Consider the following 24,130-nt stretch of genomic DNA (forward strand, 5'->3'; position numbering starts at 1 on the left):
TTACGTTAAGTGATAGGCGTTTTTATTGGTTACGCATACAATAAACCCGTTTTAAGGGTGCATGAACTGATGGTTTTCAATAATACTAAAAAATTAAAAATACGACTAAATATTTGTTTAATCTGCTAACTTTATAGGAAAGAATCTTGAATATAGGGTGTTCAACTTAGGATTTGATCTGTGTAAAAAAAAGGTTTTTGCATCTTTAAATTAAACAAATCCTAAATCGAACGTCCTAAATCTTAAATTCTCAAAAAAGTGGATATGTTGTTTTTGCAAAGTTTACATAGGTGAAATTTTATGTAAGTTTGCAGTTAAAGGATGTTACATCAGCGATGCCGGTAAAAGGAAATCAGTTTAAATCAAATAGTTTTAAGGACGAAAATCAGCCCCGGCAAACGGGTAAAGCTGAAAAAGAGCGTATATCCAAACGGAGGCTCCCAAGCATGCCCCAGCTTGATATGGAGAATGGCCGTGCCGTAAAAATAGCAGGTCTGCTGTCGCTTCTGATGTCTATATATTTTCTTATAGCGTTCACTTCTTACCTGTTTACCTGGCAGGAAGATCAGAGCTATATTGCAAGCACCAATGGCGGCTGGCATAACCTGGCCACCGGCAAAACAGTGCAGGAACTTGCCGATAACGGAGGCAACCCGCAGATAGCGCAAAACTGGCTGGGCAAATTTGGGGCACTGCTCAGTAATCAGTTCATTTACGAGTGGTTTGGGGTAGCCTCATTCCTGTTTGTGTTTGTATTTTTTGTGCTTGGCTATCGCCTGCTGTTCAAGGTAAAGCTATTTTCTATTACCAAAACAATCGCCTACTCGCTTTTTTGTATCGTATTTATATCAATAGCTATCGCTTATTTCCATGCCTTTATTATTGATTATCCGCATTATTTGGAGGGTGGTTTCGGCTTTTGGTGCAACCGCCTGCTTGATGCCCAGATAGGCCCTGCCGGTACCGGAGGGTTATTGGTATTTGCCGCCCTTGCCGTATTGGTAATTGCATACAATATCGATTTTAAACTGCCTGCCCGTAAAGAAAAAGCTGTGGCAGCCATGGCTGTAGATAATATAGCACCCGAGCCTGTTGAATTAGACGAGGAAGACAGCGACGAGGATGAACCATCTATCCCTATTGAGTGGCCTCGCGGAGGTACCAACCGCGTTAAAGATATGCTGGCAAGTCAGCAGGAAAATATGGTAAAGCCTGAGCCGATGAAGCAACAGCCATTGGTGCAAACCCCAATTTATCATGAGCCTGTGGTATTAACACCAAGTACACAGCATGAACCGGAGGAAGAAACGGAGATACCGCTTACCATTGATGTGAACCGCCCGCTGCCTGAGCTCAGTGTTGAACAAGCTGATGAAGTTAAAGCGAAAGACCTGGTGAGCCAGTTTGGTATTTATGATCACCGGCTCGATCTGGCATCATATAAATTCCCGCATCTGGAGTTACTGGAAAATCACGGTTCAAACAAAATATCAGTTAATGCAGAAGAGCTGGAAGCCAATAAAAATAAGATTGTTGAAACGCTGAACCATTATAATATTGAGATAGATAAGATCAAAGCGACAATTGGACCAACGGTTACATTGTACGAAATTATTCCGGCACCGGGTGTGCGTATCTCCAAGATCAAGAACCTGGAAGATGATATTGCCTTGAGCCTTGCCGCCCTCGGTATCCGTATCATTGCGCCTATGCCGGGCAAGGGAACTATTGGTATTGAGGTACCAAACCAAAACCCTGAGATGGTTTCTATGCGCTCTATTCTGTCTACAGAGAAGTTCCAGAATACCACGATGGATCTGCCGATCGCGCTTGGTAAAACCATTTCCAACGAAGTATTTATTGCCGACCTGGCCAAAATGCCTCACTTATTGGTGGCAGGTGCTACAGGCCAGGGTAAATCGGTTGGTATTAATGCTATATTGGTGTCGCTGTTATTTAAAAAGCACCCAGCCGAACTCAAATTTGTATTGGTTGACCCTAAAAAGGTGGAGCTTACGCTTTTCCGCAAAATTGAAAGGCACTTTTTGGCTAAGCTGCCTGATGAAGCTGATGCCATTATTACAGATACTAAAAAAGTAGTGAACACCCTCAATTCGCTTTGTATTGAGATGGATCAACGTTATGACCTGCTGAAAGATGCCCAGGTACGTAACCTGAAAGAGTACAACGCCAAATTTGTTAACCGCAAAATAAGCGATCCTGAAAAACACCGCTACCTCCCTTTCATCGTATTAGTGATAGACGAGTTTGCCGACCTGATGATGACCGCCGGTAAAGAGGTGGAAATGCCTATTGCCCGTATTGCCCAGCTGGCCCGTGCGGTGGGTATTCACCTGGTTATTGCTACACAAAGGCCTTCGGTTAATATTATTACGGGTACCATTAAAGCCAACTTCCCATCAAGGCTGGCATTCAGGGTACTTTCTAAAATAGATTCACGTACCATTTTGGATGCGGGTGGTGCCGATCAGCTGATTGGTCGCGGGGATATGTTGTTTAGTACAGGAAGTGATCTGATACGCTTGCAATGCGCGTTTGTGGATACGCCAGAGGTTGAAGCTATATCTGATTATATTGGTAATCAAAAAGGCTATCCTACTGCCTTACTCCTGCCTGAATATTTGGGTGAGGGTGAAACCAGCAGCGCCAAGGAGTATGATCCGGATGATCGTGACCCAATGTTTGAAGAAGCTGCCCGCCTCATCGTAATGCATCAGCAGGGTTCAACCTCACTTATACAACGCAAAATGAAACTTGGATACAACCGCGCCGGCCGTATCATTGACCAGCTGGAAGCTGCCGGTATTGTTGGCGCCTTTGAAGGCAGTAAAGCCCGCGATGTGCTATATCCTGACGAATACAGCCTGGAACGTTACCTGGAAACCCTTCAAAAACCTAAAGATTAAACCAAACACCATTTAATTGCTCTAAACCAATAACTATTGTTAATAATAGTTGTTGATGAAATAAACACTAATGAAAAAGATAGTCCTATATTCCATTTTAGCGTTAAGCACCTGCAGCAACGCGTTTGCACAAAAAGATACCCAGGCCAAAGCCATATTGAGCCAGGTAAGCCAGAAATATAAATCATACGATGCTATAAAAACAGATTTCAGCTTTACTTTAGATAATCCACAGGCCGGGGTTAAAGAAACCCAAACAGGCACCCTGATCTCCAAAGCCAAAGCCGGTAAATACAAGGTTACCTTATATACTTCGGCGAGTGCAAAAGATGTAGATAAAGAGATCATCAGCGATGGTAAAACCCAGTGGACCTACCTTAAAAAAGATAAAGAGGTACAGGTTGGCGATGCTCCTAAAGGCGGCGATGGTGTTAACAACCCATCCCAAATTTTCACCATTTATGAACATGGTTACAAATACCTGTACACCGGCGAACAAAAGATTGCAGGCAAGGCTTACCAGGCTATTGACCTTACTCCAGAAAACGATAAACAAAATATTTTCAAGGTTCGCCTGCTAATAGATAAAGAGAAAAAACAGATTTACAGCGCGCAATTATTTGATAAAAACGGCAACAAATACAACTATACCGTACGCAGCTTTACCCCCAACGCTCCAATAGCTGATAACGCCTTTGCCTGGGATGCCAAAGCACACCCCGGTGTTGAAGTGGTGGATTTGAGGTAAGAAGTTTTACGTTAGGCGTAGTACGTTTTACGCAATAACAAAAAGAGCGATGGTTTTACCATCGCTCTTTTTGTTTACTCTCTTTTGTCATTGCGAGGAGGAACGACGAAGCAATCGCAAACTGTGCAATTCTCTCTGCCCACGTGCGATTGCCACGCTACGCTCGCAATGACATGATTTTAAATAAAGGTACTACATACAACCAAAACTCACTACTTCCCTTCGGGCTGTGTACCTTCTTGTTTAGGTGTTCTTTTATCAGGCATAGGACCGCGTTGGTGAATGATCAATCCGTTCAGAAAGTTACGGAGTATCTGATCGCCGCAAGGTTTAAAGTTCGGATGGTCATCGGCACGGAATATGGCGCCCAGTTCTGTTTTGGTGATCCTGAAATTAACCAGCGCCAAAACTTTTATAATATCATCGTCGGTAAATTTCATCGCTACACGTAGCTTTTTCATGATATCATTATTGCTCATGCTCTTCTTGGTTTATTATCTTGAAATATCTATTTTAACTTTTTTGTTTTTGATCTTTTCACCTTTGATCAGCTGTACAGCACGCTCAATACGGTTACGTTTAACTGCCGCGTACGATGAATGGTCAAGTACCTCTATCAAGCCCACATCCTCTTTATCCAGCTCAGCCTTTTTAAGCAGCAGGCCAACAATATCAATTTTGTTTACCTTATCTTTTTTACCGGCGGCAACATACAATGTAGCCCAGGGAGATAACGGCGGCAACTGCGGATTTTCTGGCAGTTCCTCAATCTCAGGCATCTCCCTTAAATAAGCCGGTTTTTCATCAGGCGATAATATCAGGTATGAGGTACCCTTGGCATGCATACGGGCTGTGCGGCCATTGCGATGGGTGTAAGCTTCTTCGGTATGTGGTAACTGGTAATGAATCACATGCTCAATTTCGGGTATATCCAGGCCGCGTGAGGCCAGGTCGGTAGTAATGAGCAAACGATGGCTCCCGTTCCTGAACTTTAATAATGCGCGTTCCCGGTCATCCTGCTCCATGCCACCGTGAAATATATCATGCGGCAGGCCCCGGTCATATAACAGATCACTGATGCGCTCTACCGCTTCTCGGTGATTGCAGAATACCAGTGTTGCCTTATCCCCTATTTTACAGATCAAAGCAAACAAGGCATCCAGTTTATCGGCAGCCTCGGCAATTACCGCTTTTTGTTTCAGATCGGGCGTAGAGGCGGCGTTTGTGAGGTAATCCAATTCAATTGGTTTTACCATACCTGTAAAAGATGGAATTTCGTCCATCCGGGTGGCGGATGTCAATATCCTTTTTTTGATGGCCGGCATTTGCCTGATGATATAGGTCATATCCTCCTGGAAACCAAATTCCAGGGCTTTATCAAACTCATCTAATATCAGGGTGTGGATGGTATCGGTACTGAAGCTTTCGCGGCGCAGGTGGTGCGCGATACGGCCGGGCGTACCAATTAACACCGCAGGAGGCTGCGACAGGTTATTACGCTCAATTTTTACCGGGTGACCACCATAGCAGCAGTTAACTTTAAAACCACTACCTATGGCCCTAAAAACCTGCTCTATTTGCAAGGCAAGTTCACGTGAGGGCACCATAATAAGCGCCTGCACCGTTGGCACATCGGGGTCAAGCAAACTGAGCAAAGGCAATAAAAAACCCAGCGTTTTACCCGAGCCTGTAGGCGAAAGCAAAATTACATCGCTTTTTTTGGCCGCGCTGATAGCAGCCTCCTGCATAGGATTAAGGGCATTTATTTTGAGGTTCAGGAGGGCTTGCTTTATCATTATCTGTGTTGGAATATGCGCAAAGATAAGGTAAATAAAATCATCGGTGATTTTGGGTTATACACCATGCCAGTATAGCTTGCAAAAAGACTGTCATGGTGAGCTTGTTGAACCATGGTGGGCAAAGGCCTCTGCGTACAAGTCTTCGATAAGCTCAGGCTGACATATCCATTTTATTGCCTTACAATTGCTAACGAACCTGCCCCTGTATAAATGTGGCAATCTCCAGGGCCTGCTCATGGGTCAGGTCGCCAAGCCCGGTGTATTCCCATTGGCGCATTTCATCGTCAAAAACAATCTCACCCAGATCAACCATACCCTCCTTCAGCTTAAAAACACCGGTTACGTTTAAGGAGCTTCCGGGCAAATGTTGATGGACGGGTTTTATGCTGATAGATCGGTCGCCGTCTGGTGTATATAAATTATAATTTGCAAGCTTGACCATCTGTTAATGCATTTACATTACAGTACAATTGCTTACTGCTTTTGTTTAATTTATTACATCAAAAAGCTTTTGTTTTACCAACCCATTATTTGCATTACCCGCTCAAATTCAGGCTGTAGCCCAGCATTAATTTTTACCTGCTCATTTGTAACCGGATGGGTAAACTCCAGGTATGAAGCATGCAGCAACATGGTGTTCATATCCCAGGTTTCGGTAAATAGCTTGTTTTGCTTGTTGCAACCATGGGTACGATCGCCAATGATGGGATGAAAAATATGGCTAAAGTGTTTGCGCAGCTGGTGCATACGCCCGGTAGCAGGCACAGCCTCTACCAACGAATAACGGGACGTAGGGTGCTTACCCAAAGCAATATTGAGTTCGGCCCGTTTTAGCGTGGTGTATTGCGTAAAAGCATCCTGCAGGGTACCGTTCTCCTTACGTAAAGGATAATCAATTTCTTCGATGTCGGCTGTGTGGCCACGCACTATGGCCAGGTATTTTTTATGTACCTGGTTTTCCATAAACTGTTGCTGCATGGCTATCTCAGCTTGTTTATCCAATGCAAAAAGCAGTATGCCGCCTGTTTTACGATCGATACGGTGAGCAGGATTTACCTTTTGCCCTATCTGGTCGCGCAGCAATTGCAAAGCAAACTCGCTGGCATCAGCTGCAATGGGCGACCGGTGTACCAGCAATCCATGTGGTTTGTTAATGGCGATCAGGTATTCATCGCGGTATATGATCTCTAACATCGGCTCTGTTTCAAAACGCGAAGTTACAACGCTTCGTAACAATTTTATTTTATAAAGTATGGTTGGCTAAAAAAAATATTTTAAATAGTGTCCTTTTTATATCTTTAGTAAATCACTAAATCCTTTTCAAAAAAATGACCACTACAACAAGCTCATCTGCAGGCAATACCGCGCCTGATGATATTAACACAGCGCCAACGCGCTTATTTTCATTAGATGCCCTGCGTGGGTTTGATATGTTTTGGATAATGGGCGGCGAAGAGATCTTCCATACCCTGGCAAAAGCAACAAAATCGCCATTTTGGGAGGCCATTGCACTACAATTTACCCATCCCGACTGGAATGGCTTCCACCTTTACGATCTGATATTTCCATTGTTCCTGTTCATGGCCGGCGTATCAACACCATTTTCTGTAGGCCGCGAACTGGAAAAGGGCAAGAGCAGGCAGCAACTTACACTTAGGGTTATTAAAAGAGCATTCATTTTGGTGTTGCTGGGCCTGGTGGTAAATAATGGCCTTACTATAATGCCTATATCGCAAATACGCTTTGCCAGTGTACTGGGGCGCATTGGGATAGCTTACATGTTTGCCAATATCATTTACCTGTATAGTAAAGAGCGTATGCAGATGGTATGGTTCGCCTTTTTCATTATTGCTTACTGGTTGTTATTAAAATTCACCTCAGCGCCGGGCTTTCCGCACGGTGATTTAACCATGCAGGGTAACTTTGCCTCCTACATGGATCGCCTGATTTTACCAGGCAGGTTATATCTTGGCATTCATGATCCTGAGGGATTATTCTCCACCATACCGGCCATCAGTACCGGTTTGCTGGGCATATTAACGGGGCAATTATTAAAAAAGACCGGGATAAGGCAAATGCGTAAAGTGGCTATCATGTCGGTTACGGGAGTTATCTTCCTGATCATAGCACAAATATGGAACCTGGATTTTCCCATCAATAAAAATCTGTGGAGCAGTTCGTTCGTGATGCATGTGGGTGGCATAAGCCTGCTGCTGATGGCGCTGTTTTATTATATTATTGATGTGCTGGGTTATAAAAAATGGGCGTTTTACTTTAAGGTGATCGGTATGAACTCTATACTTATCTACATATCAGGTCACTTCATTAAATGGCAGTATACCACCAACGGTTTTTTTGGCTGGATAGGCCAGCTTGTTGGCGACCCCTATAATCTGGTAGTAATGGCTGTTTGTTTTGTAATGGTGAAATGGGTTTTCCTTTACTATCTATATCAGAAGAAAACCTTTTTACGTGTGTGACCGTGAGTGGAATGATTACGCTGATTGTTGACCGTTGATTATTTTGATTACGTTGATTTCGCTGATCTTATACTTGCTTAAGAAGATCAACGAAATCAAAAAATCATTTTCAAATCAACGGTCAAAAATCATCATAATCAAAAATAATCAACGGTTTATCCAGTGTTGTTGATCTTCAGTTGAAAGGAATGTCCAGGCCATGATGCGGCTTACTTTTTGACCTTGCGACATGTTAATGGTTTGCACATCTGCAGCGCCAGCCTTTTGCAGGGCATTATATAATATGCGCAGGTTTTCCTTTTTAGATACCAGTGTAGTAAACCATAGGCATTGTTTGGCAAAGTGGGTACTTTGGGCCGCCATTTGTTTTAAAAACGCGGCCTCGCCTCCGGGATACCACAGCTCTGCGTTTTGACCACCAAAATTAAGTACAGGCTCTTTCTCCTTACCGGTTTTTAATCCAAGATTATTCCATTTGCGACGTGAACCTTCCGCAGCTTCTTTGATGGATGCATGGAATGGTGGGTTGCAGATAGTAAGATCAAACCTTTCGCCGGGTTTTATGGCGAATAAAAATATATCGGCGCGGTGTTTTTGAAGGCGCAGCTCAATAGCATTTTTCAGCTCTTCATTATCATCAATAATTTTCTGTGCCGACTGGATAGCTTCTTCATCAATATCTGTACCTACAAAGCTCCAGCCGTATTCCTGGTGACCTATAATAGGATATACACAGTTGGCTCCTACGCCAATATCCAGCACCCTTACTTTTTTTCCTTTGCGTACAACACCGTTATTGGTTGAAGCCAGCAGATCTGCGGCGTAATGAATATAATCGGCACGGCCGGGGATAGGCGGGCATAAATAATCAGCAGGAATATCCCAATGTTCTATATTGTAATGCAGCTTTAACAATGCCCTGTTCAGCATCTTTACCGCATCGGGATTGGCAAAGTTGATAGTTTGATTATCATACTGATTTACCGTTACAAAAGGCCGTAGTTGTGGTACAGCCTTTAACAGCGCTTTAAAATCATACCCCATGCGGTGCCTGTTACGCGGGTGCATGGTAACTTTAACTTCTGAGGGGTTTGGGGTTGATTCTGCCAAGTTGATCTATATTTAAGTATGATATTACCCTACAATACTGCTCAAATTGGCAGGTGAGTAGTTAATTGATTTCAATGTTTTATTATCGGCAGTTCGGTAAACCAGGAATAAGCCGTCAATCTCTTTATAGTGCGATTCGGTACCGGCTGTGTTGCGGTAATGCTCAATAGTTTGATTAGCTTCCTCCACTGTTTTACAGGCTTTGCTCATGTTTGAGCGATGCACCTCATCAAACAACTCCTTAAATTTTTCGGCAAAGCCAAACTCCAATACGGCTCCCGAAAGTACATACTGCAGATCGCAAAGGGCATCGGCTATTTCAACCAGGTTGTTATCGTTTACGGCTTGCTGTAATTCTTTTAATTCTTCGGCCAGTAATTCAATACGCAGTTGACTACGCTCCTTTGAAGGTATTTGCGGCGATGCAACAATAGGGTGTTTAAAGGTGGTATGAAATTCAGCTACCTGGTTTAAGGAATTTAAATCTTTGATCATGGATATTGAAGCATTTTTAGCCTGCAAAGTTATCAATTAACCTAAAACCTTTACAAAAATCATTTCTGGTTTAATTGTTTAAATGTTTTATAAGAGTATATAATAGCTGGCCCATCTGTTAAAGAAACTATTATCATATCATGATATATTCAATAAAAACGAAATTAGCGCCTTAAAAATGAACAAGATAGCTTGATAATTTGATAATATTTTCTTAACATTGATATGTGTTGTTAACATAAACATAATGTTAAAGTCACTATTTATTAACCTAACTTTGCATCGAAAAATAAATCCACAATAAGCAGAGTTTCCTTATACCACAATATGAAGAACAATAAAACCAAATCGGCCGCTAAAGAGGCGCGCAAAGCTCTTAAAAAACAATTAAACGACAAGATTTTTGCCCAAATTAAAACCATAGTTGGTGAGTTTGAACCAGAATTTAAGAAGGTAAGTAAAGCAGTTGAAAAAGCTTCAAAAAATTTAGCTAAAACACTTGCTGCAAAAATCAGCACGGATAATGCTGCCTCTGATGAAAAAGCAGCCAAACACAAAAAACATTCGGAAACAGCAGAAATAAAAGCGCCTGCTAATGCAACCGACAAGAAAACTGCACCAGCACCAGCTGCCAAAAAGAAAGCGGAAACTGAACCAGCAAAATAATCTCATTTATAAAAGATAAAAGCCGTAAACAACGGCTTTTATCTTTTTATCTTAATTCGCATAATTCCTTAATAGGCATTCATGTTTGGCCTATTCAGCAACAAAGGCAATCAAATCAATTACCTTCGATTAACCTTTTATTTTGCTCTGTCTTTTTCTTTCTCCTTCTCTTTAACCACAATCCACGGATAGCTAAAAGTATAATCGCCCGAGCCGAGTTTTATGGTTGCACCTTCTTCATTTTTTATCCCGGTAACATTAAATACACCAGTAATGGATTTACCATCTGCCTTCACATCCTCAGGGCGGGCAGCAGGCAGGGTAATATCTGCAGTACTATTGGCCGGTATTTTAACATGAACGTGCATGGTTCCGTTGTTTACTTCCCATGATGATAACACCTGCCCATACATGGTTTCAAATGTGGCTTTGGCAAAGCTGAACTTGTGATTGGGTTGTGGCTTAATAACAATATTTTTATAGCCCGGAGCACCTATCTGCAAGCCTGCCATTTGCTGATACATCCAATCGCCAACGGCTCCGTATGAGTAATGATTAAAGGAATTCATACTCTTGTCCTGGAAAGTACTATCGGTTTTAATGCCATCCCAGCGTTCCCAAATGGTGGTTGCCCCCATTTTTACCGGGTATAACCATGACGGATATGTTTTTTGCAGCAACAAATCGTAAGCTACATTACTATATCCGTTTTGCGATAACACCTGGCACAAATAAGGTGTACCTAAAAAGCCGGTAGATAAGTGATTATTCCTGCTGCGCACATCCTCCACCAGGTAGGCGGCCGCTTTGGCCTTCAGGCTATTGGGAACCAGGTCAAATTTTAATGCCAGTACATAACCTGTTTGCGAATCGGCAAATACCCGGCCGGTTGGCGTAATATAATTATGAATAAAAGCCTTTTTTACCGACTCAAAAATATCGTTATATTTCTTTTCGTCGGCAGTATTGCCTAAAACACCCGCTGCCTGGCTCAGTAGTTTAGATGAGTAAGCGTAAAAAGCAGTAGCGATCAGGTCGGGATTTGTATAACCGTTTGGTTCAGAAAAATCATAGATACCAGGGCGGTAAAACAACCAGTCGCCAAATAAACTGCCACCATGCCATATGTATTTATCACCAGCCTTTTTGGTTATATAATCTACATAAGCCTTCATGCTGGGATATTGTGTTTGCAGGATACCTTTATCGGCATAAACCTGGTACATAGTCCATGGCACAATAACAGCAACATCTCCCCATCCTGCCGATGTAGACTCGTTAGTTGGCAAATTATCGGGTACTACAAAAGGTATGCCTCCACCCTTAAACTGATCGGCAGCAACATCCTTCATCCATTTGGCAAAAAATGGTGCTACCTGCATGTTAAATGCTGCAGTGCGCGAAAATACCTGAGCATCGCCCGTCCAACCCAACCGTTCATCCCGCTGAGGGCAGTCTGTGGGGATATCCAGAAAGTTACCCTTTTGCCCCCATTGTATATTATGCTGCAGTTTATTGATCATGGTATCTGAACAGGTAAACTCGCCTGTTACCGGCATATCTGAATGAACAACAACTGCCGTAAAGTTTTCAGGCTTCAGTTTGCCGGGGTAACCTTCAACAGCTATATATCGGAAACCCATGAAAGTAAAGTGTGGTTCAAAGGTTTCTATGCCACCGCCTTTTAATGTATAATTGATGCAGGCGGTTGCCGAACGCAAATTGGCGGTATAAAACTCACCGAACTTATCCAGTACTTCAGCATGGCGGATATTTACCGTTTGCCCGGCCTGTCCGCTTACTTTAAAGCTTACCCAACCGGTAAGGTTCTGACCAAAATCAATTATTTGAGTGCCTTTCGGACTTTTAAATATGGCAATTGGCTTTATCTCCTGAATTTTATGTACAGGTACACTCTCAACCCCAACCAACATTTTGTTATCATAGGTTACCTCACTTACTGGCTGCCATGTGGCATCGTTAAAGCCTTTAATGTCCCAACCTGTTATTTCTTTGCGGGCATCATAGTTTTCACCATCGTAAATCCCGTCAAGCGTTATAGGCCCGTTTTGGGTACTTTTCCATGAGCCGTCTGAATTTATGTATTGTACCGATCCGTCGGCATAGGTAATCTGTAACTGACATAGCAGGGCAAGTTTTTTACCCCAAACGGCCCACTGAGAGGCAAAACCTGTTGTGCCGCGAAACCAGCCATCGCCAAGCATAGCCCCAACCACATTATCGCCCTGCTGCAGTAAGGGGGTAATGTCATAAACCTGGTATTGCAGCCGTTTCTTATACTCTGTCCAGCCGGGGGTGAGCTGCTGATCACCTACCCTTTTACCATTAAGGTGCAGCTCATATAAACCATGAGCTGTGGCATAAGCACGTGCCGATACAATCTTTTTTGATACCGTAAATTGTTTACGAAGCATCACAGCAGGTATTTTGCGCAAAGTATCCTGCTTAGGCAGCATCCAGGTGGCTTTCCAATCGGTTGGTAAAAGCAGGCCGGTTTCAAAATAGGCCGGTTTACTCCAGGCCGAAGCATGGCCATGATTATCCCAAACTTTCACCTGCCAGTAATACCTTGTACCTGATTTTAAAGCCGTGCCATTGTAAGTTATCAGTACGGATGAATCGGCCTTTACCTTACCTGTATTCCATATTGTTTTTGAAGGTGAAAAAGCAACATCTGTAGCCACCCTGATATTATAGGCTTGCTGTAAGGTATTTCTTTGTGGAGTGTTTATTTTCCAGCTCAGGCGTGGATGCAATGCATCAATACCCATTGGGTTGGTCAGATAATCGCAGGTTAAACTTTCTGCAACAGGTGTTTGCGCCATGCACACTACCGGGAACATCAGCAAGAGATAAAGGAATATACGCTTCATGATTTAAATTGGTAAATCAAGTATATCAATACTATTTTGCAACCGCAACCCCGTCTATCTTCTTGCTAAAACGTGGCAAGCGTTATACCCCGTTATTTTTCCCTTTAAGCAGATCCAATGAGTAAAAACTATCGCGCCAGTAAATACCCCCCTGCCTGATGGTTATCAATGCCGATTTTAAACTAACATACGCCATAAGCAAGCTGCCAAAAGGGATCATGAGTGCATACCACCATTTATTGGGGCGAACAGCTACCATGTAAATTACCTGAAACAGAAATACCACTCCTGCCATCAAGCGTATTTCTGACGATCCGAAAATTAACATAAGAGGGATTGGTAAGGTAAAACATACCAATGCCATTGTGGCATTTAAGATTGACTTACTAAGTTTATATTCGGCTATAGCAAACGAGTTTTTCAGGAGCCCGTTATTAAATTGTTGAACGCTTTTATACCATTCCAAACAAACATATTGCTGCCCACCCAGCACATCCTGTCTTAAACCTGACGACTTGATATCCTGGCCAAGCTGCAGATCATCATCGGGCCTTAATTTGATACGGGCATGAGTTCCTATCTTTTCATATGCACTGCGCCGCACTAAGTTAAATGCTCCTATGCCTGCAAAACCTTTTGCCTTGGGATCTTTGGCCTGCCAGGGTTTCATATGAACCATTAACATGATACCAAATGTCCCCAGTACGCTATTTAAGATCGTAGATCGGGATATAGCCTCGGGCAGTATGGTTAAATGGTCAAGCTGATTTCTTACTGCAAATCCTACAGCCTTGTTAATGGCATCGGGATGAAAAACGATATCTGCATCGGCAAAAAGCATCCATTCTTCTGTACTGCTCAAATACCCCTGATATAACGCATTATTTTTACCAAGCCAACCCTCTGGCAGAGTGCTTATTGTGGTAACTGTAAGTTTGGGATAATGTGAAATAAAACCCTGTAATATACTGGCAGTACCATCTGTTGAACGATCATTTACTACTATGATACGATGGTTATTATAATTGATATTGCAAACGCTTTGCAAGGCATTTTCAAGGTCTTCTTCCTCATTACGCACAGCGATAATGATAGCCAGCGGTGGTTCAGTTTCAATTAAAGGCTGTGTTTTTACCTGCTTGATCTTTTTCAGATTGATGAGCAGGTAAATAACCATACCCACCCATGAAAAGCTAACCCATATGCTGTAGCCAAGAAAAATCATATGTAATGGGATTTACATAAAGGTGAGTAAAATTGCAGATTTTTTCAATAAATCTTTCATTCACAAAACCTGTTGACATAGGGCTGTCATCATCGTGTTGTTACTTTGAATCATCAACAAAAACTCAGTTTAAATTTAAACAACAAAGCCATGTCAATATCAATCACCGCATTAGTATCAGAAAAAACAGAACAGGATGCTCAAACAACCTGCAAAAGGATGATCCGCATACCAGAAAATAAATACTATTGTTTAACGCTTGAAAAAAAGCTGATCATGCAGCACACTGAATTACCAGCCTGGGTTACGCGGGTGCTTGCTACCGATCATGTTGATCTGCCGATAACAGATTGAGAATAGCACTGATTTACTGAAGTTTTTTGAAGAGTGACCAACCAGCGAAAATCCAGACTGGGAGAGATATGGTTACAATAGTCGTATAACCAGCTATTGGCTGAATGCCAACAAGTATTTTTAAAATAAAAAAGCGGAAACCATCATATTACCTAATACAAGGGCTTCCGCATTGCACAACACTATTATCTGTGATTTGATAGTTTGTTTACGTTAATTTCTTCCAGAAAACCATCTTCATTAATGGCGTAGCGGGCATACTCTGTATTGGTATCAATCTTATAGGCTGACTTTGATCTTTTTTTGAATTTTTTACGGACAACCAATAATGGCAAAATAATTACGGCAAGCAGGGCGGTAACTTCTAATAAAATAATATACATGACTTTGTTTAATAAATGTTATCGATAGCATCGGCACAATTATTAAACTGATAGGATCATTGTGCTGCCGCGATCAGACAATTAACAGCTAAATATGTGCCATGTTTTTAACTGACGTGATTTATTTGCTTTTATTATGATACAGATCATAAATAACTGATCTATTGACAAATAAAATTTGATCTTATTGATAATCTTAAAATAAAAAACCTTGCTATTTAATATCGAAAGCAAGGTTTTAATGCGAATTTAATATGAAAGTAATTTTTGATCCCTTATAAAAATATTTTACTTATAAACCTGACATACAAGACTATAAGTCATAAAACACTGTAGCATTATCGCCCCAAAACAACTCCTGTTCTGTGGCTGATAACTTTGAAGTGTATTCATTTACAACCTGCATGGTACCCTCGTAGCCCCCCGCCAGTAAACACACCGGCCAGTCGGACCCAAACATTATCCTGCTGCTGCCAAAGGCATTGAAAACCACATCAAGATAAGGCGTAAAATCAGTTATTTTCCAGGCAGTCCAATTGGCCTCGGTTAACATTCCTGAAATTTTGCAATGCACATTTTCATGCATGGCCAACGCTTCAATATCTCGCCGCCATTCAGTTATGTCCTGATCTTTAATATGAGGCTTAGCCAGATGATCAACCACAAAAGGCTGATCAGGAAAAGTTTTTACCAGTTGCCCAGCATAAGGTAAGTGTTCCGGATAGATAAGGATATCATAAGTATAACCATGCTTTTGCAAACTGGCTATGCCCTTTTTAAACTCCGATTGCAACATAAACTGCTTATCGGGCTCCGATTGCAAAATATGCCTGAATCCTTTCAGCTTATCATACTGCTTAAAATACTCCAGGCGCGCTTCCAGATCATCAGCCTTCAGATCAACCCAGCCCACTACCCCTTTCACAAAATCATTCCCTACAGCCTGTTTTAACAGGAACAAGGTCTCTTCTTCCGACTGGCTGGCTTGTACCGCAACACAGCCATCAATGCCATTTTGCTGTAACACGGGCAACAAATCGGCAGGTAAAAAATCTTGTTTGATCACCAGCATTTCATCGTTGATCCAGCTATCTCTAACCGGGTCAAATATCCAGAAATGCTGGTGCGCATCAATTTTAGGCATATGCTACAACATTTTGTTTTGATTCGCCAAGGCCATCAATGCCCAGCTCAACCACATCACCCGGTTTTAAATAAAATGGAGGTTGCATGCCCAGGCCCACACCTGCAGGTGTTCCTGTTGAAATAATATCGCCGGGCAGCAGTGTCATGAACTGGCTCGTGTATGAAATTAAATGAGGCAGGTTAAAAATAAAGTTTGATGTAGTACCATCTTGCAGGGTTTTACCATTCAACTTAAGCCACAGGCGCAGGTTATGAGGATCGGCAATTTCATCTGGTGTGGCCAGGAACGGACCAAGCGGAGCGAATGTATCACAGCCTTTTCCCTTATCCCAGGTACCGTTGCGCTCTAACTGAAACTCACGCTCAGATACATCATTATGCAGTACATATCCGGCCACATAATCCATCGCGTTTGCTTCGTCAACATAGGATGCTTTTTTACCTATCACCACAGCCAGCTCCACTTCCCAATCGGTTTTTACGGAATTTTTAGGGATCACAATATTATCATTAGGGCCTACGATAGCTGTAGTGGCTTTCATGAAAATTACCGGCTCTGGTGGCAGCGGTGCATTGGTTTCTTTAGCATGATCGGCATAGTTAAGCCCAATACAAACAATTTTTGACGGACGAACTATCGGGCTGCCCAAACGTACATCCTCACCTACTTCCGGCAGTTGTTTATCTTTTATAAAGGCTGCTAAGCGGGCTACACCATCAGTTTCAAAAAACTGCTCAGTGTAATCTTCACCAAAGGCTGATACATCGTACCTTTTATCGTTAATAATCAGTCCTGGTTTCTCTTGTCCGTTAGCGCCAAATCGTATAAGCTTCATGTTGTTGTAGTTGTTTATTGGTTATATATTTTACGTTGTACGTGATACGTTTTCCTCATTTATTTGAGCGGTTGTTGTTCGTGTTCAACGTACAACCTATAACGTAAAACGTACAACCTACTTAGTTGTTCAGGGTAATAAATCCGCCGTCAATAGGATAATCGGTACCGGTGATGAAACCGGCCTCGTCTGAGCAAAGGTATAGTGCCAGTGCCGCAACCTCTTCAGATTTAGCCATACGGCCAATTGGCTGGCTTTTTGAAAGTTTCTCAAATATTTCTGCTTCCTGGCCAGCATAGTTCTTTGCAATAAACCCATCTACAAAAGGAGTATGTACCCTTGCAGGCGATATGCTGTTACACCTGATATTATCATGGATATAATCGCGCGCTACGGAAAGCGTCATGGCGTAGATGGCTCCCTTACTGGTTGAATAAGCAAACCTGTCGGTAATACCTACACTTGCCGCTATGGAGGCTGTGTTTAATATTACACCACCGCCATTAGCCTTAAAAATAGGAATAACCGCGAAAAGGCAATTGTAAGCACCCTTTACGTTCACATTAAATACACGTTCAAAATCTTCTGTGCTGGTATTATCTACCCGCCCAATGTGAGCAATACCCGCGTTATTGATTAAAACATTGATAGCGCCTATCTTGCTAAAAGTGTCGATCACCTGTTGCTGATTGCTAACATCACAAGCGTAACCTGTTGCCTTGCCACCGGCTGCTTCAATTTCATGTACGGTATCGGCAGCAGCCTTATCATTTAGTTCGATGATATGCACTATGGCACCTTGCTGTGCAAACAGGATAGACATCGCCTTGCCTATGCCGCTGCCGCCTCCTGTGATTACTACCGATTTATTGGTTAATTTAAACATGTTTGGCCCCCTCTAAATCTCCCCCTAAAGGATGAGATTTTTTTGTTATTTAATGTTACTAATTCGTTCTCTAAAGCCCTCTCCTGAAGGAGAGGGTTGGGTGAGGCTTATAAAGATACACCTCTTTTCCAGGGTATAAAATCGTCCTGACCTAACTTTACCGCTTTTGGTTCTGTTTCGCCGCTGGCTACCTGTATCACATAATTCAGTATGCGCTCACCAGCCTGCTGAATGGTTTCGTCGCCTTCAATGATGGTACCGCAATTAATATCGATAATATCAGGCATACGCTCAAACATAGCAGTATTGGTTGATAATTTCACTACCGGTGCAATAGGATTTCCTGTAGGTGTACCCAAACCCGTTGTAAACAAAACAATATTAGCGCCTGAACCTACTTCGGCTGTGGTACTTTCCACATCGCTGCCTGGAGTGCAAAGCAGGTTAAGACCTGGTTTGGTTACCTTTTCAGGATAATCAAGCACGGCAGTTACCGGTGATGTACCACCCTTTTTAGCTGCCCCTGCCGATTTAATGGCATCAGTAATTAAACCATCTCTGATATTCCCAGGTGAAGGGTTGGCGTAAAAACCCGATCCATCTGCCTCTGCTTTTGCGTTATAGGTGGTCATGAGGTGCATAAAGCGATTAGCTGTTTCCTCGTCGGTACAGCGATCACTTAGTTCCTGCTCAACCCCGCAAAGTTCCGGGAACTCAGCCAGGATCACCGAACCGCCCAGCTTTACCAAAATATCAGACACATAACCTAAAGCCGGGTTTGCGGAAATACCCGAGAAACCATCGGATCCTCCGCATTCCATACCTATGCAAAGCTTTGATAGCGGTGCAGGTTGGCGCTGCGTTTGATTGGCCTGCACCAAACCGGCAAAGGTTTGCTTTAAAGCCTGTTGTAACAACTCGCTTTCGGTACCTACCTTTTGTTGCTCCAGCACTACCATCGGCTTGCTGAAGTTAGGATCACGCTTAGCTATTTCAGCTTGTAAAATACTTACCTGGGCATGTTGGCAGCCTAAGCTAAGTACCGTAGCCCCAGCCACGTTAGGATGGGTAATATACCCAGCTATTAAGCCGCAAAGCGCGTCAGAATCATCCTTGGTGCCCCCACAACCCATGCTGTGGTTCAGGAATTTGATACCGTCGATATTTTTGAATAAACGTTTTGAATCGGGCCTATCTGTAGATGCCTGGATATCTGCATTCAGGATCTCCTCTACAGATTTACCTGCCTGATAAAGTTCCATCAGCTGCTCTACATCACCCTCATAGCTTTTGGCTTTTTTATAACCCAGCTTATCAACCAAAGCTTCTTTAAGCACATTGATATTGCGGTTTTCGCAAAACACCAAGGGTACAACTATCCAGTAGTTACTGGTACCTACTGAGCCATCGGCACGGTGATAGCCATTGAACGTTTTGCCTTCAAAATTGCTGGTATCGGGTTGGTGCCACTGCAGTTTGCGCTCGCCCAGATGAAAACCTTCTGATGCGTGATGAACATTTTGTGTACTCAGTAAACCACCCTGCGGTATAGTGCTTGTTGCACGGCCAACCAGTACACCGTACATATAAATTTCCTGCGCAGGCTTTAACTCATTAATAGCGAATTTGTGCTTGGCCGCTACACGCTCTGTTAAAGCAAATGTGCTGCCCTCAAAATTGATCAGGGTACCCTGCTCCAAATTCTGGAGGGCTACCAGCACATTATCATGCGGGTGTATCCTTAAAAATGTTTCTTTTTGTTGTGACATTGTATTTTATCTTTTCCCGCTTATACCAATAACCGGCCCGAAGGCCAGTTACATTATTGCAGGGTTAATTCAATTACAGGTATTTCATAATCCGGCTTTTTAACCGGCAGGGTTAATACCAGATCCTGCTGATCATTTTCAGATGGTTTGTATAAAAGCTCTGAATGATCATTTAAAAATTGCGCGTATTTAATTTTGCCGTTATAACCCGGCAATACAAGCTTGCCAGTATTAGGGTAGTTATATAAATGAACGTACAGGCGCTTTGTAGTTTTATTATAAGTAAGTTTAGAACTATCCGGCGCCTTGTATGTATCTGGTGCATAAGTACAGTTGTAAATAGCATTACTGTTGGCATGCATCCAATGACTCAGGCTATCGAGCGCGTTAGTTGCACGATAATCAAATTCGCCACGGGCTGTTGGGCCCACATTGAGTATCAGGTTACCTCCGTTGCTGGTTGAGGTAATGAGCAGATCAAGCAGCTGGCGGTGTGTTTTCCAGGTATTTTCATCACGGTAATATCCCCATGAGCCTGAAAATGTTTGGCAGGTTTCCCAGGTTTTACCACGATATTTTAACAGTTCTTTGGTACTTACCTGCTCCGGGGTTTCAAAATCGGCACCGTCTTTATATTCCTCCAGGTTAAGGCGGTTATCAACGATGATGCCCGGCTGTAGTTTTCTGATCAGTTTTAACAGCTCAACAGATCCCCACTCATCTTTGCCCTTGCCATGACCGTCTTTACGAGGGAACGAGAAATCAAGCCATAGAATGTCGATCTTACCATATTTAGTTAGCAGCTCGGTGATCTGGTTACGCATATATTCGCGGTATTTGGCCATATCACGGTTTTTATTTAAGGCGGCGTAAGAGGCATCGCTTTTATCTTTTGGCGATTGCGGGTGGATCTCATCAATAGTATAGTCCGGATGATGCCAGTCAAGCAATGAATAATAAAAACCAACTTTTAATCCCTGCGCACGGAAAGCATTTACATACTCGCGCACCAGATCGCGTTTGGCCTGGGTATTGGGTGCTTTATAGTCGGTGTATTTTGAATCAAACAAGCAAAAACCTTCATGGTGCTTGGTGGTGAGCACGGCGTATTTCATACCCGCGGCTTTGGCCTGCTTTGCCCATTTCTGCGGATCAAACTGATCGGGATTAAACTGATCGAAATACTTTTGGTAGCCCGGGTTATCTATCTTTTCATTATGCTTTACCCACTCATGCCTGGCCGCGCCCGAATACAAGCCCCAGTGAATAAACATACCAAAGCGGTCATCCTTCCACCACTCCATACGTTTTTCTTTCTGGGCATCTGTTTCTGTGCCAATCATTTTTTGCTGCGCCAATGTGGGCAGCGCGATAATCAGCGCAAGCGCTAATAGTAAGTGAGTTCTTTTAAGCATAGTTATTTAGTTGACAATTGGTTACAACGCAAATATTTTATTCATCAAAACCCACTTCTCGCCTTTCAGTGCACCTTTTACGGGTTGCTGGTATTTCCACATCAGGGTTTCCCACTCCTGCACCTTGGGGTTGGCAGCATCCGCAGCGGCTTTTTGCTCAAAGCTAAAACTATCATCAGTTTCCATGATCATCATCAAACGCACATCAAAACGATAAATCTCCATATTGGTAATGCCCGAACCTACAATGCTTTCATGTATCTCAGGCCAAATTGCCTCATGATACTTTTCGTATTCGGCAATTAAGTTTTCGTCATCAACCAAGTCAAGTGTTAAGCAATATCTGTGGCCCATAGATGTATTATAAAATCAGGATATATTGGTAATACAAAGAAATAAAGTTTGTCCTAAAATAGTTATTCCTAAATCGTCAAAGTGTTCAGCTTTTTTGGCATCGATGGACTATGGGATTATTGGACTGAGGGACTTTGGGACTACGGGATTTTGGACTATGAGATAATGGATAAAAGATTAATAGATAAAGTACTCATCCTTTGTCTATTAATCTTTTGTCCAAAAGTCCCAAAGTCAATTCTTAGTAAACTCCTTTTGATATATCAGGGGGCTTTTACCGGTTACCTGTTTAAAGTGTTTGTGAAACGTGGAGAAATTATTGAAGCCGCTATCATAGCACAGTTGCTTGATATTCAACTTATTTTCAATAAGCAGCTTACAGGCATATCCTACCTTGATCTCAATAATAAACTGTGAATACGTTTTGCGGGTTTTTGATTTAAAATACCGGCAAAAAGAATTGGAGCTCACTCCGGCTATTTCAGCTATTTCATCAAGGTAGATTTTCTTTCTGAAATTACGTACCGAATATTCGTAAATGTTATTGAGCCTGTCATTCTCAGACTCATCATGATCATATTTAAAACCTATGGATGTAAGGTAATTTGCAGGGTTACTTACAGCCATGGTATTCAATGCTTTAAGCAGCATAATTATCCTTTCGGCGCCATCGGTATCCAGCATGGCGGCCAGTTCTCCGGCTACCTTTTCTTTGGTGTTACCACTTATTTGCAAACCACGTTTTGAACGTTCAAGCAAAACCTTGATCAGTTTATTTTCAGGAAGCTGTAAAAACTGGTCGCCCCAAAAATTTTCGCAAAAATGCACTACGATCATTTCAACTTCCGGCGCTTCGTCAGAAAAATAAACATCATCAAAGCGCCAGTAATGCGGCAGGTTTGACCCAACCAACACCATATCTCCGGCTTTAAACTGTTTAATGCTATCGCCGATAAACTGTGTACCGTTGCCTTTTTTAAAATAAATAAGCTCCAACTCGGGGTGGCAATGCCATCGGTTATTGATGTCGGGCAACACATCGTGCCTTACACTAAATGAATGTGCCGGGCCCGAAGAAACTTTTAGTAAAAGGGGTTTCATTCAACTTAATTTACAATTGATTGGATAAATGTAGTTAAAATCTGTAAAAATAACTGATTTTAATAGCGTTTTCGGCATGTAAAATAATTGTTATCACAATTATTACCGATTAAATAATTTAAATATCTTAGTCAAAGAATTTAAACCTATCACATGAAAAAACTCTACGCATTGTTGTTTGCTGCAACATTATTCCCATTTTTTTTAAAAGCTCAAAGTAATTATAAACCAGGCTACGCTATTACCGTTAAAGGCGATACGCTGAGGGGTTTTATTGATCTGCGCGAATGGCAATTAGACCCACGGAATATCAACTTTAAAACTTCGGCAAATGCCAATGAAACCCGCATCCTCGGCCCTTCAGCTATTACTTTTTTTGATATATCCGGATTGGTTTCTTATCAAAGATATATCGGCAAGCTTAATGTAGACAGAACCAGTACTACATTGATGATTAATGGACGCGATACCACTACTATTACCGATACATTGTTTTTAAAATTTTTGCAAAAAGGCAGCAAGGTTAGCCTATATGAATATAATGATAAAATAAAAAACCATTTTTTTGTGGCCGATAATGTCGATGGTAAACCAACAGAACTGGTTTACAGGATATATAACGACGGTGATAAAACGGTAACAGAAACCGGTTACATACGCCAATTATACGCACTGGCCGTTAAATATGGTGTAGGCGATGCCCTAAGAATACAAATTGAAAGAGCCGACTATAAACTGCTGGATCTGGAAAAGATAACTGCTAAAATTAACAATATAGATAAAAAGGATATTGAAAAAACACCCACACTTAATAAGGGTACTACATTTTTTGTGGGCATTGGATTAAATTTAAGTACAACTACTACTAAAGATATATTTCCGCAACATACAAGTTCAACTTCTTTTTTCCCAAGAGTATCTGTCGGTTTAAATGTATTGGGCAATCCAAATGTGGGCCGGTTTGTATTTAGGGTTGAAGCCGCTTTCACCGGTAATAAAATTCGCAGTAACAACAACTTTAATGATCCCATCAATTCAATGAATAATGCTATGCTTGCCATTGATCAATATACCGTATCTATTATACCGCAGGTAATATATAATTTTTATAATACCGATAAATTTAAGTTTTATGGTGGAGCTGGTGCAGCATTCAGTGGATCAAAATATAACAACAACACGAATCTGATCGTAACAGACGGATGGACTTACTTCCCCCTGAAATTAGGTGTAGTGTTGAATAAAAAAATTGATATATCAGTAGCTTACAGCCCTTCAGTAGGAATTACCAATACCAATTCTTATGAAATAGCGATTTCTATACTACAAGCAGGCTTAAACTATAATTTTTAAACAAGAATTTAAATTGTAGTCCCAACAATCATAAAAGCGTTCCGGCATCTCACCTCCGGAACGCACAGTTACCGATTAAACCAAATTTACAGTTATTGATTAAACCAATAACAATCAACTAAATCCAGATCAAGTTCATGTTTGATCTTTCTTATCATCTTTCTCAAGGATGATAAGGTTTTAAATACT

General features: G+C 42.0%; 22 protein-coding genes. 6 read left to right on the forward strand and 16 right to left on the reverse strand.

The window, feature by feature from the left end:
• Positions 1 to 335: 335 nt before the first annotated feature.
• Both QWZ01_RS13445 and lolA1 read left to right on the forward strand, forming a co-directional pair.
• Positions 336 to 2,927 carry an FtsK/SpoIIIE family DNA translocase gene (locus QWZ01_RS13445; protein WP_290324626.1) on the forward strand — a complete coding sequence of 864 codons (2,592 nt, stop codon included), beginning with the start codon at positions 336 to 338 and terminating at the stop codon, positions 2,925 to 2,927.
• A gap of 70 nt (positions 2,928 to 2,997) precedes the next feature.
• Complete coding sequence (gene lolA1 / locus QWZ01_RS13450; RefSeq protein ID WP_290323929.1) at positions 2,998 to 3,675, forward strand: outer membrane lipoprotein periplasmic chaperone LolA1; 678 nt, start codon at positions 2,998 to 3,000, stop codon at positions 3,673 to 3,675.
• 212 nt (positions 3,676 to 3,887) lie between these two features.
• Here lolA1 and QWZ01_RS13455 read toward each other — a convergent pair whose 3' ends face one another.
• From QWZ01_RS13455 to QWZ01_RS13470, 4 genes are all read right to left on the reverse strand, one after another.
• Entirely contained in the window at positions 3,888 to 4,154 is a 267-nt protein-coding gene (locus QWZ01_RS13455; protein WP_290323931.1) for a DUF1456 family protein, read from the reverse strand.
• Positions 4,155 to 4,169: 15 nt separating this feature from the next.
• Positions 4,170 to 5,471: a DEAD/DEAH box helicase gene (locus tag QWZ01_RS13460; protein WP_290323933.1), complete on the reverse strand. Its 1,302-nt coding sequence runs from the start codon at positions 5,469 to 5,471 to the stop codon at positions 4,170 to 4,172.
• A gap of 190 nt (positions 5,472 to 5,661) precedes the next feature.
• A complete protein-coding gene (locus QWZ01_RS13465) occupies positions 5,662 to 5,916 on the reverse strand; it encodes a hypothetical protein (protein ID WP_290323935.1) in 255 nt (84 codons plus the stop codon).
• Between the two features lie 74 nt (positions 5,917 to 5,990).
• Positions 5,991 to 6,668, reverse strand: coding sequence for a pseudouridine synthase (locus tag QWZ01_RS13470; RefSeq protein ID WP_290323937.1), 678 nt, complete (start codon positions 6,666 to 6,668; stop codon positions 5,991 to 5,993).
• Between the two features lie 134 nt (positions 6,669 to 6,802).
• On the opposite strand from QWZ01_RS13470, the gene QWZ01_RS13475 reads away from it, so the two are divergent.
• Positions 6,803 to 7,954 (forward strand): acyltransferase family protein, encoded by a 1,152-nt coding sequence (locus QWZ01_RS13475; protein ID WP_290323939.1) that lies wholly within the window; start codon positions 6,803 to 6,805, stop codon positions 7,952 to 7,954.
• 147 nt (positions 7,955 to 8,101) lie between these two features.
• Here QWZ01_RS13475 and rlmF read toward each other — a convergent pair whose 3' ends face one another.
• Together rlmF and QWZ01_RS13485 are read right to left on the reverse strand one after the other, a co-directional pair.
• Complete coding sequence (gene rlmF, locus QWZ01_RS13480; RefSeq protein ID WP_290323941.1) at positions 8,102 to 9,064, reverse strand: 23S rRNA (adenine(1618)-N(6))-methyltransferase RlmF; 963 nt, start codon at positions 9,062 to 9,064, stop codon at positions 8,102 to 8,104.
• 24 nt (positions 9,065 to 9,088) lie between these two features.
• Entirely contained in the window at positions 9,089 to 9,559 is a 471-nt protein-coding gene (locus QWZ01_RS13485; RefSeq protein WP_290323944.1) for a pyrophosphohydrolase domain-containing protein, read from the reverse strand.
• Between the two features lie 327 nt (positions 9,560 to 9,886).
• On the opposite strand from QWZ01_RS13485, the gene QWZ01_RS13490 reads away from it, so the two are divergent.
• A complete protein-coding gene (locus QWZ01_RS13490) occupies positions 9,887 to 10,225 on the forward strand; it encodes a hypothetical protein (protein WP_290323946.1) in 339 nt (112 codons plus the stop codon).
• Positions 10,226 to 10,362: 137 nt separating this feature from the next.
• Here QWZ01_RS13490 and QWZ01_RS13495 read toward each other — a convergent pair whose 3' ends face one another.
• Positions 10,363 to 13,119: a glycoside hydrolase family 78 protein gene (locus QWZ01_RS13495; RefSeq protein WP_290323949.1), complete on the reverse strand. Its 2,757-nt coding sequence runs from the start codon at positions 13,117 to 13,119 to the stop codon at positions 10,363 to 10,365.
• Between the two features lie 82 nt (positions 13,120 to 13,201).
• Complete coding sequence (locus QWZ01_RS13500; protein WP_290323951.1) at positions 13,202 to 14,344, reverse strand: glycosyltransferase family 2 protein; 1,143 nt, start codon at positions 14,342 to 14,344, stop codon at positions 13,202 to 13,204.
• Between the two features lie 150 nt (positions 14,345 to 14,494).
• Between QWZ01_RS13500 and QWZ01_RS13505 the strand changes: the two genes are divergently transcribed.
• A complete protein-coding gene (locus QWZ01_RS13505) occupies positions 14,495 to 14,698 on the forward strand; it encodes a hypothetical protein (protein WP_290323953.1) in 204 nt (67 codons plus the stop codon).
• A 185-nt stretch (positions 14,699 to 14,883) separates the two neighbouring features.
• On the opposite strand, the gene QWZ01_RS13510 is transcribed toward QWZ01_RS13505, so the two are convergent.
• From QWZ01_RS13510 to QWZ01_RS13545, 8 genes are all read right to left on the reverse strand, one after another.
• Positions 14,884 to 15,081: a hypothetical protein gene (locus QWZ01_RS13510; protein WP_290323954.1), complete on the reverse strand. Its 198-nt coding sequence runs from the start codon at positions 15,079 to 15,081 to the stop codon at positions 14,884 to 14,886.
• 313 nt (positions 15,082 to 15,394) lie between these two features.
• Positions 15,395 to 16,225, reverse strand: a complete 831-nt coding sequence (locus QWZ01_RS13515) for an amidohydrolase family protein (RefSeq protein ID WP_290323956.1) — start codon at positions 16,223 to 16,225, stop codon at positions 15,395 to 15,397.
• Positions 16,218 to 17,063 (reverse strand): fumarylacetoacetate hydrolase family protein, encoded by an 846-nt coding sequence (locus QWZ01_RS13520; protein WP_290323958.1) that lies wholly within the window; start codon positions 17,061 to 17,063, stop codon positions 16,218 to 16,220. The genes QWZ01_RS13515 and QWZ01_RS13520 overlap by 8 nt, the downstream gene beginning before the upstream one ends.
• A 121-nt stretch (positions 17,064 to 17,184) precedes the next feature.
• Entirely contained in the window at positions 17,185 to 17,949 is a 765-nt protein-coding gene (locus QWZ01_RS13525; RefSeq protein WP_290323960.1) for an SDR family NAD(P)-dependent oxidoreductase, read from the reverse strand.
• A 107-nt stretch (positions 17,950 to 18,056) separates the two neighbouring features.
• Positions 18,057 to 19,718 carry a UxaA family hydrolase gene (locus QWZ01_RS13530; protein WP_290323962.1) on the reverse strand — a complete coding sequence of 554 codons (1,662 nt, stop codon included), beginning with the start codon at positions 19,716 to 19,718 and terminating at the stop codon, positions 18,057 to 18,059.
• A 53-nt stretch (positions 19,719 to 19,771) separates the two neighbouring features.
• A complete protein-coding gene (locus tag QWZ01_RS13535; protein ID WP_290323964.1) occupies positions 19,772 to 21,133 on the reverse strand; it encodes an alpha-L-fucosidase in 1,362 nt (453 codons plus the stop codon).
• Positions 21,134 to 21,154: 21 nt separating this feature from the next.
• Positions 21,155 to 21,487, reverse strand: coding sequence for an L-rhamnose mutarotase (locus tag QWZ01_RS13540; protein ID WP_290323966.1), 333 nt, complete (start codon positions 21,485 to 21,487; stop codon positions 21,155 to 21,157).
• A gap of 234 nt (positions 21,488 to 21,721) precedes the next feature.
• A complete protein-coding gene (locus tag QWZ01_RS13545) occupies positions 21,722 to 22,588 on the reverse strand; it encodes an AraC family transcriptional regulator (protein ID WP_290323969.1) in 867 nt (288 codons plus the stop codon).
• 153 nt (positions 22,589 to 22,741) lie between these two features.
• On the opposite strand from QWZ01_RS13545, the gene QWZ01_RS13550 reads away from it, so the two are divergent.
• Complete coding sequence (locus tag QWZ01_RS13550) at positions 22,742 to 23,941, forward strand: outer membrane protein (protein ID WP_290323971.1); 1,200 nt, start codon at positions 22,742 to 22,744, stop codon at positions 23,939 to 23,941.
• Positions 23,942 to 24,130 lie beyond the last annotated feature (189 nt).

The sequence above is a fragment of the Mucilaginibacter aquaedulcis genome (genome assembly GCF_030409325.1).
GTDB classification, from domain to species: domain Bacteria; phylum Bacteroidota; class Bacteroidia; order Sphingobacteriales; family Sphingobacteriaceae; genus Mucilaginibacter; species Mucilaginibacter aquaedulcis.

Excerpts from the sequence above, each read along its gene's own strand:
- QWZ01_RS13505 (WP_290323953.1), top strand. The coding sequence starts at position 14,495 with ATGTCAATATCAATCACCGCATTAGTATCAGAAAAAACAGAACAGGAT.
- QWZ01_RS13485 (WP_290323944.1), bottom strand. The coding sequence starts at position 9,559 with ATGATCAAAGATTTAAATTCCTTAAACCAGGTAGCTGAATTTCATACC.
- QWZ01_RS13460 (WP_290323933.1), bottom strand. The coding sequence starts at position 5,471 with ATGATAAAGCAAGCCCTCCTGAACCTCAAAATAAATGCCCTTAATCCT.
- QWZ01_RS13535 (WP_290323964.1), bottom strand. The coding sequence starts at position 21,133 with ATGCTTAAAAGAACTCACTTACTATTAGCGCTTGCGCTGATTATCGCG.
- QWZ01_RS13470 (WP_290323937.1), bottom strand. The coding sequence starts at position 6,668 with ATGTTAGAGATCATATACCGCGATGAATACCTGATCGCCATTAACAAA.
- lolA1 (WP_290323929.1), top strand. The coding sequence starts at position 2,998 with ATGAAAAAGATAGTCCTATATTCCATTTTAGCGTTAAGCACCTGCAGC.
- QWZ01_RS13495 (WP_290323949.1), bottom strand. The coding sequence starts at position 13,119 with ATGAAGCGTATATTCCTTTATCTCTTGCTGATGTTCCCGGTAGTGTGC.
- QWZ01_RS13540 (WP_290323966.1), bottom strand. The coding sequence starts at position 21,487 with ATGGGCCACAGATATTGCTTAACACTTGACTTGGTTGATGACGAAAAC.
- QWZ01_RS13520 (WP_290323958.1), bottom strand. The coding sequence starts at position 17,063 with ATGAAGCTTATACGATTTGGCGCTAACGGACAAGAGAAACCAGGACTG.
- QWZ01_RS13530 (WP_290323962.1), bottom strand. The coding sequence starts at position 19,718 with ATGTCACAACAAAAAGAAACATTTTTAAGGATACACCCGCATGATAAT.
- QWZ01_RS13500 (WP_290323951.1), bottom strand. The coding sequence starts at position 14,344 with ATGATTTTTCTTGGCTACAGCATATGGGTTAGCTTTTCATGGGTGGGT.
- QWZ01_RS13455 (WP_290323931.1), bottom strand. The coding sequence starts at position 4,154 with ATGAGCAATAATGATATCATGAAAAAGCTACGTGTAGCGATGAAATTT.
- QWZ01_RS13445 (WP_290324626.1), top strand. The coding sequence starts at position 336 with ATGCCGGTAAAAGGAAATCAGTTTAAATCAAATAGTTTTAAGGACGAA.
- QWZ01_RS13465 (WP_290323935.1), bottom strand. The coding sequence starts at position 5,916 with ATGGTCAAGCTTGCAAATTATAATTTATATACACCAGACGGCGACCGA.
- QWZ01_RS13515 (WP_290323956.1), bottom strand. The coding sequence starts at position 16,225 with ATGCCTAAAATTGATGCGCACCAGCATTTCTGGATATTTGACCCGGTT.
- QWZ01_RS13550 (WP_290323971.1), top strand. The coding sequence starts at position 22,742 with ATGAAAAAACTCTACGCATTGTTGTTTGCTGCAACATTATTCCCATTT.
- QWZ01_RS13510 (WP_290323954.1), bottom strand. The coding sequence starts at position 15,081 with ATGTATATTATTTTATTAGAAGTTACCGCCCTGCTTGCCGTAATTATT.
- QWZ01_RS13545 (WP_290323969.1), bottom strand. The coding sequence starts at position 22,588 with ATGAAACCCCTTTTACTAAAAGTTTCTTCGGGCCCGGCACATTCATTT.
- QWZ01_RS13490 (WP_290323946.1), top strand. The coding sequence starts at position 9,887 with ATGAAGAACAATAAAACCAAATCGGCCGCTAAAGAGGCGCGCAAAGCT.
- QWZ01_RS13525 (WP_290323960.1), bottom strand. The coding sequence starts at position 17,949 with ATGTTTAAATTAACCAATAAATCGGTAGTAATCACAGGAGGCGGCAGC.
- QWZ01_RS13475 (WP_290323939.1), top strand. The coding sequence starts at position 6,803 with ATGACCACTACAACAAGCTCATCTGCAGGCAATACCGCGCCTGATGAT.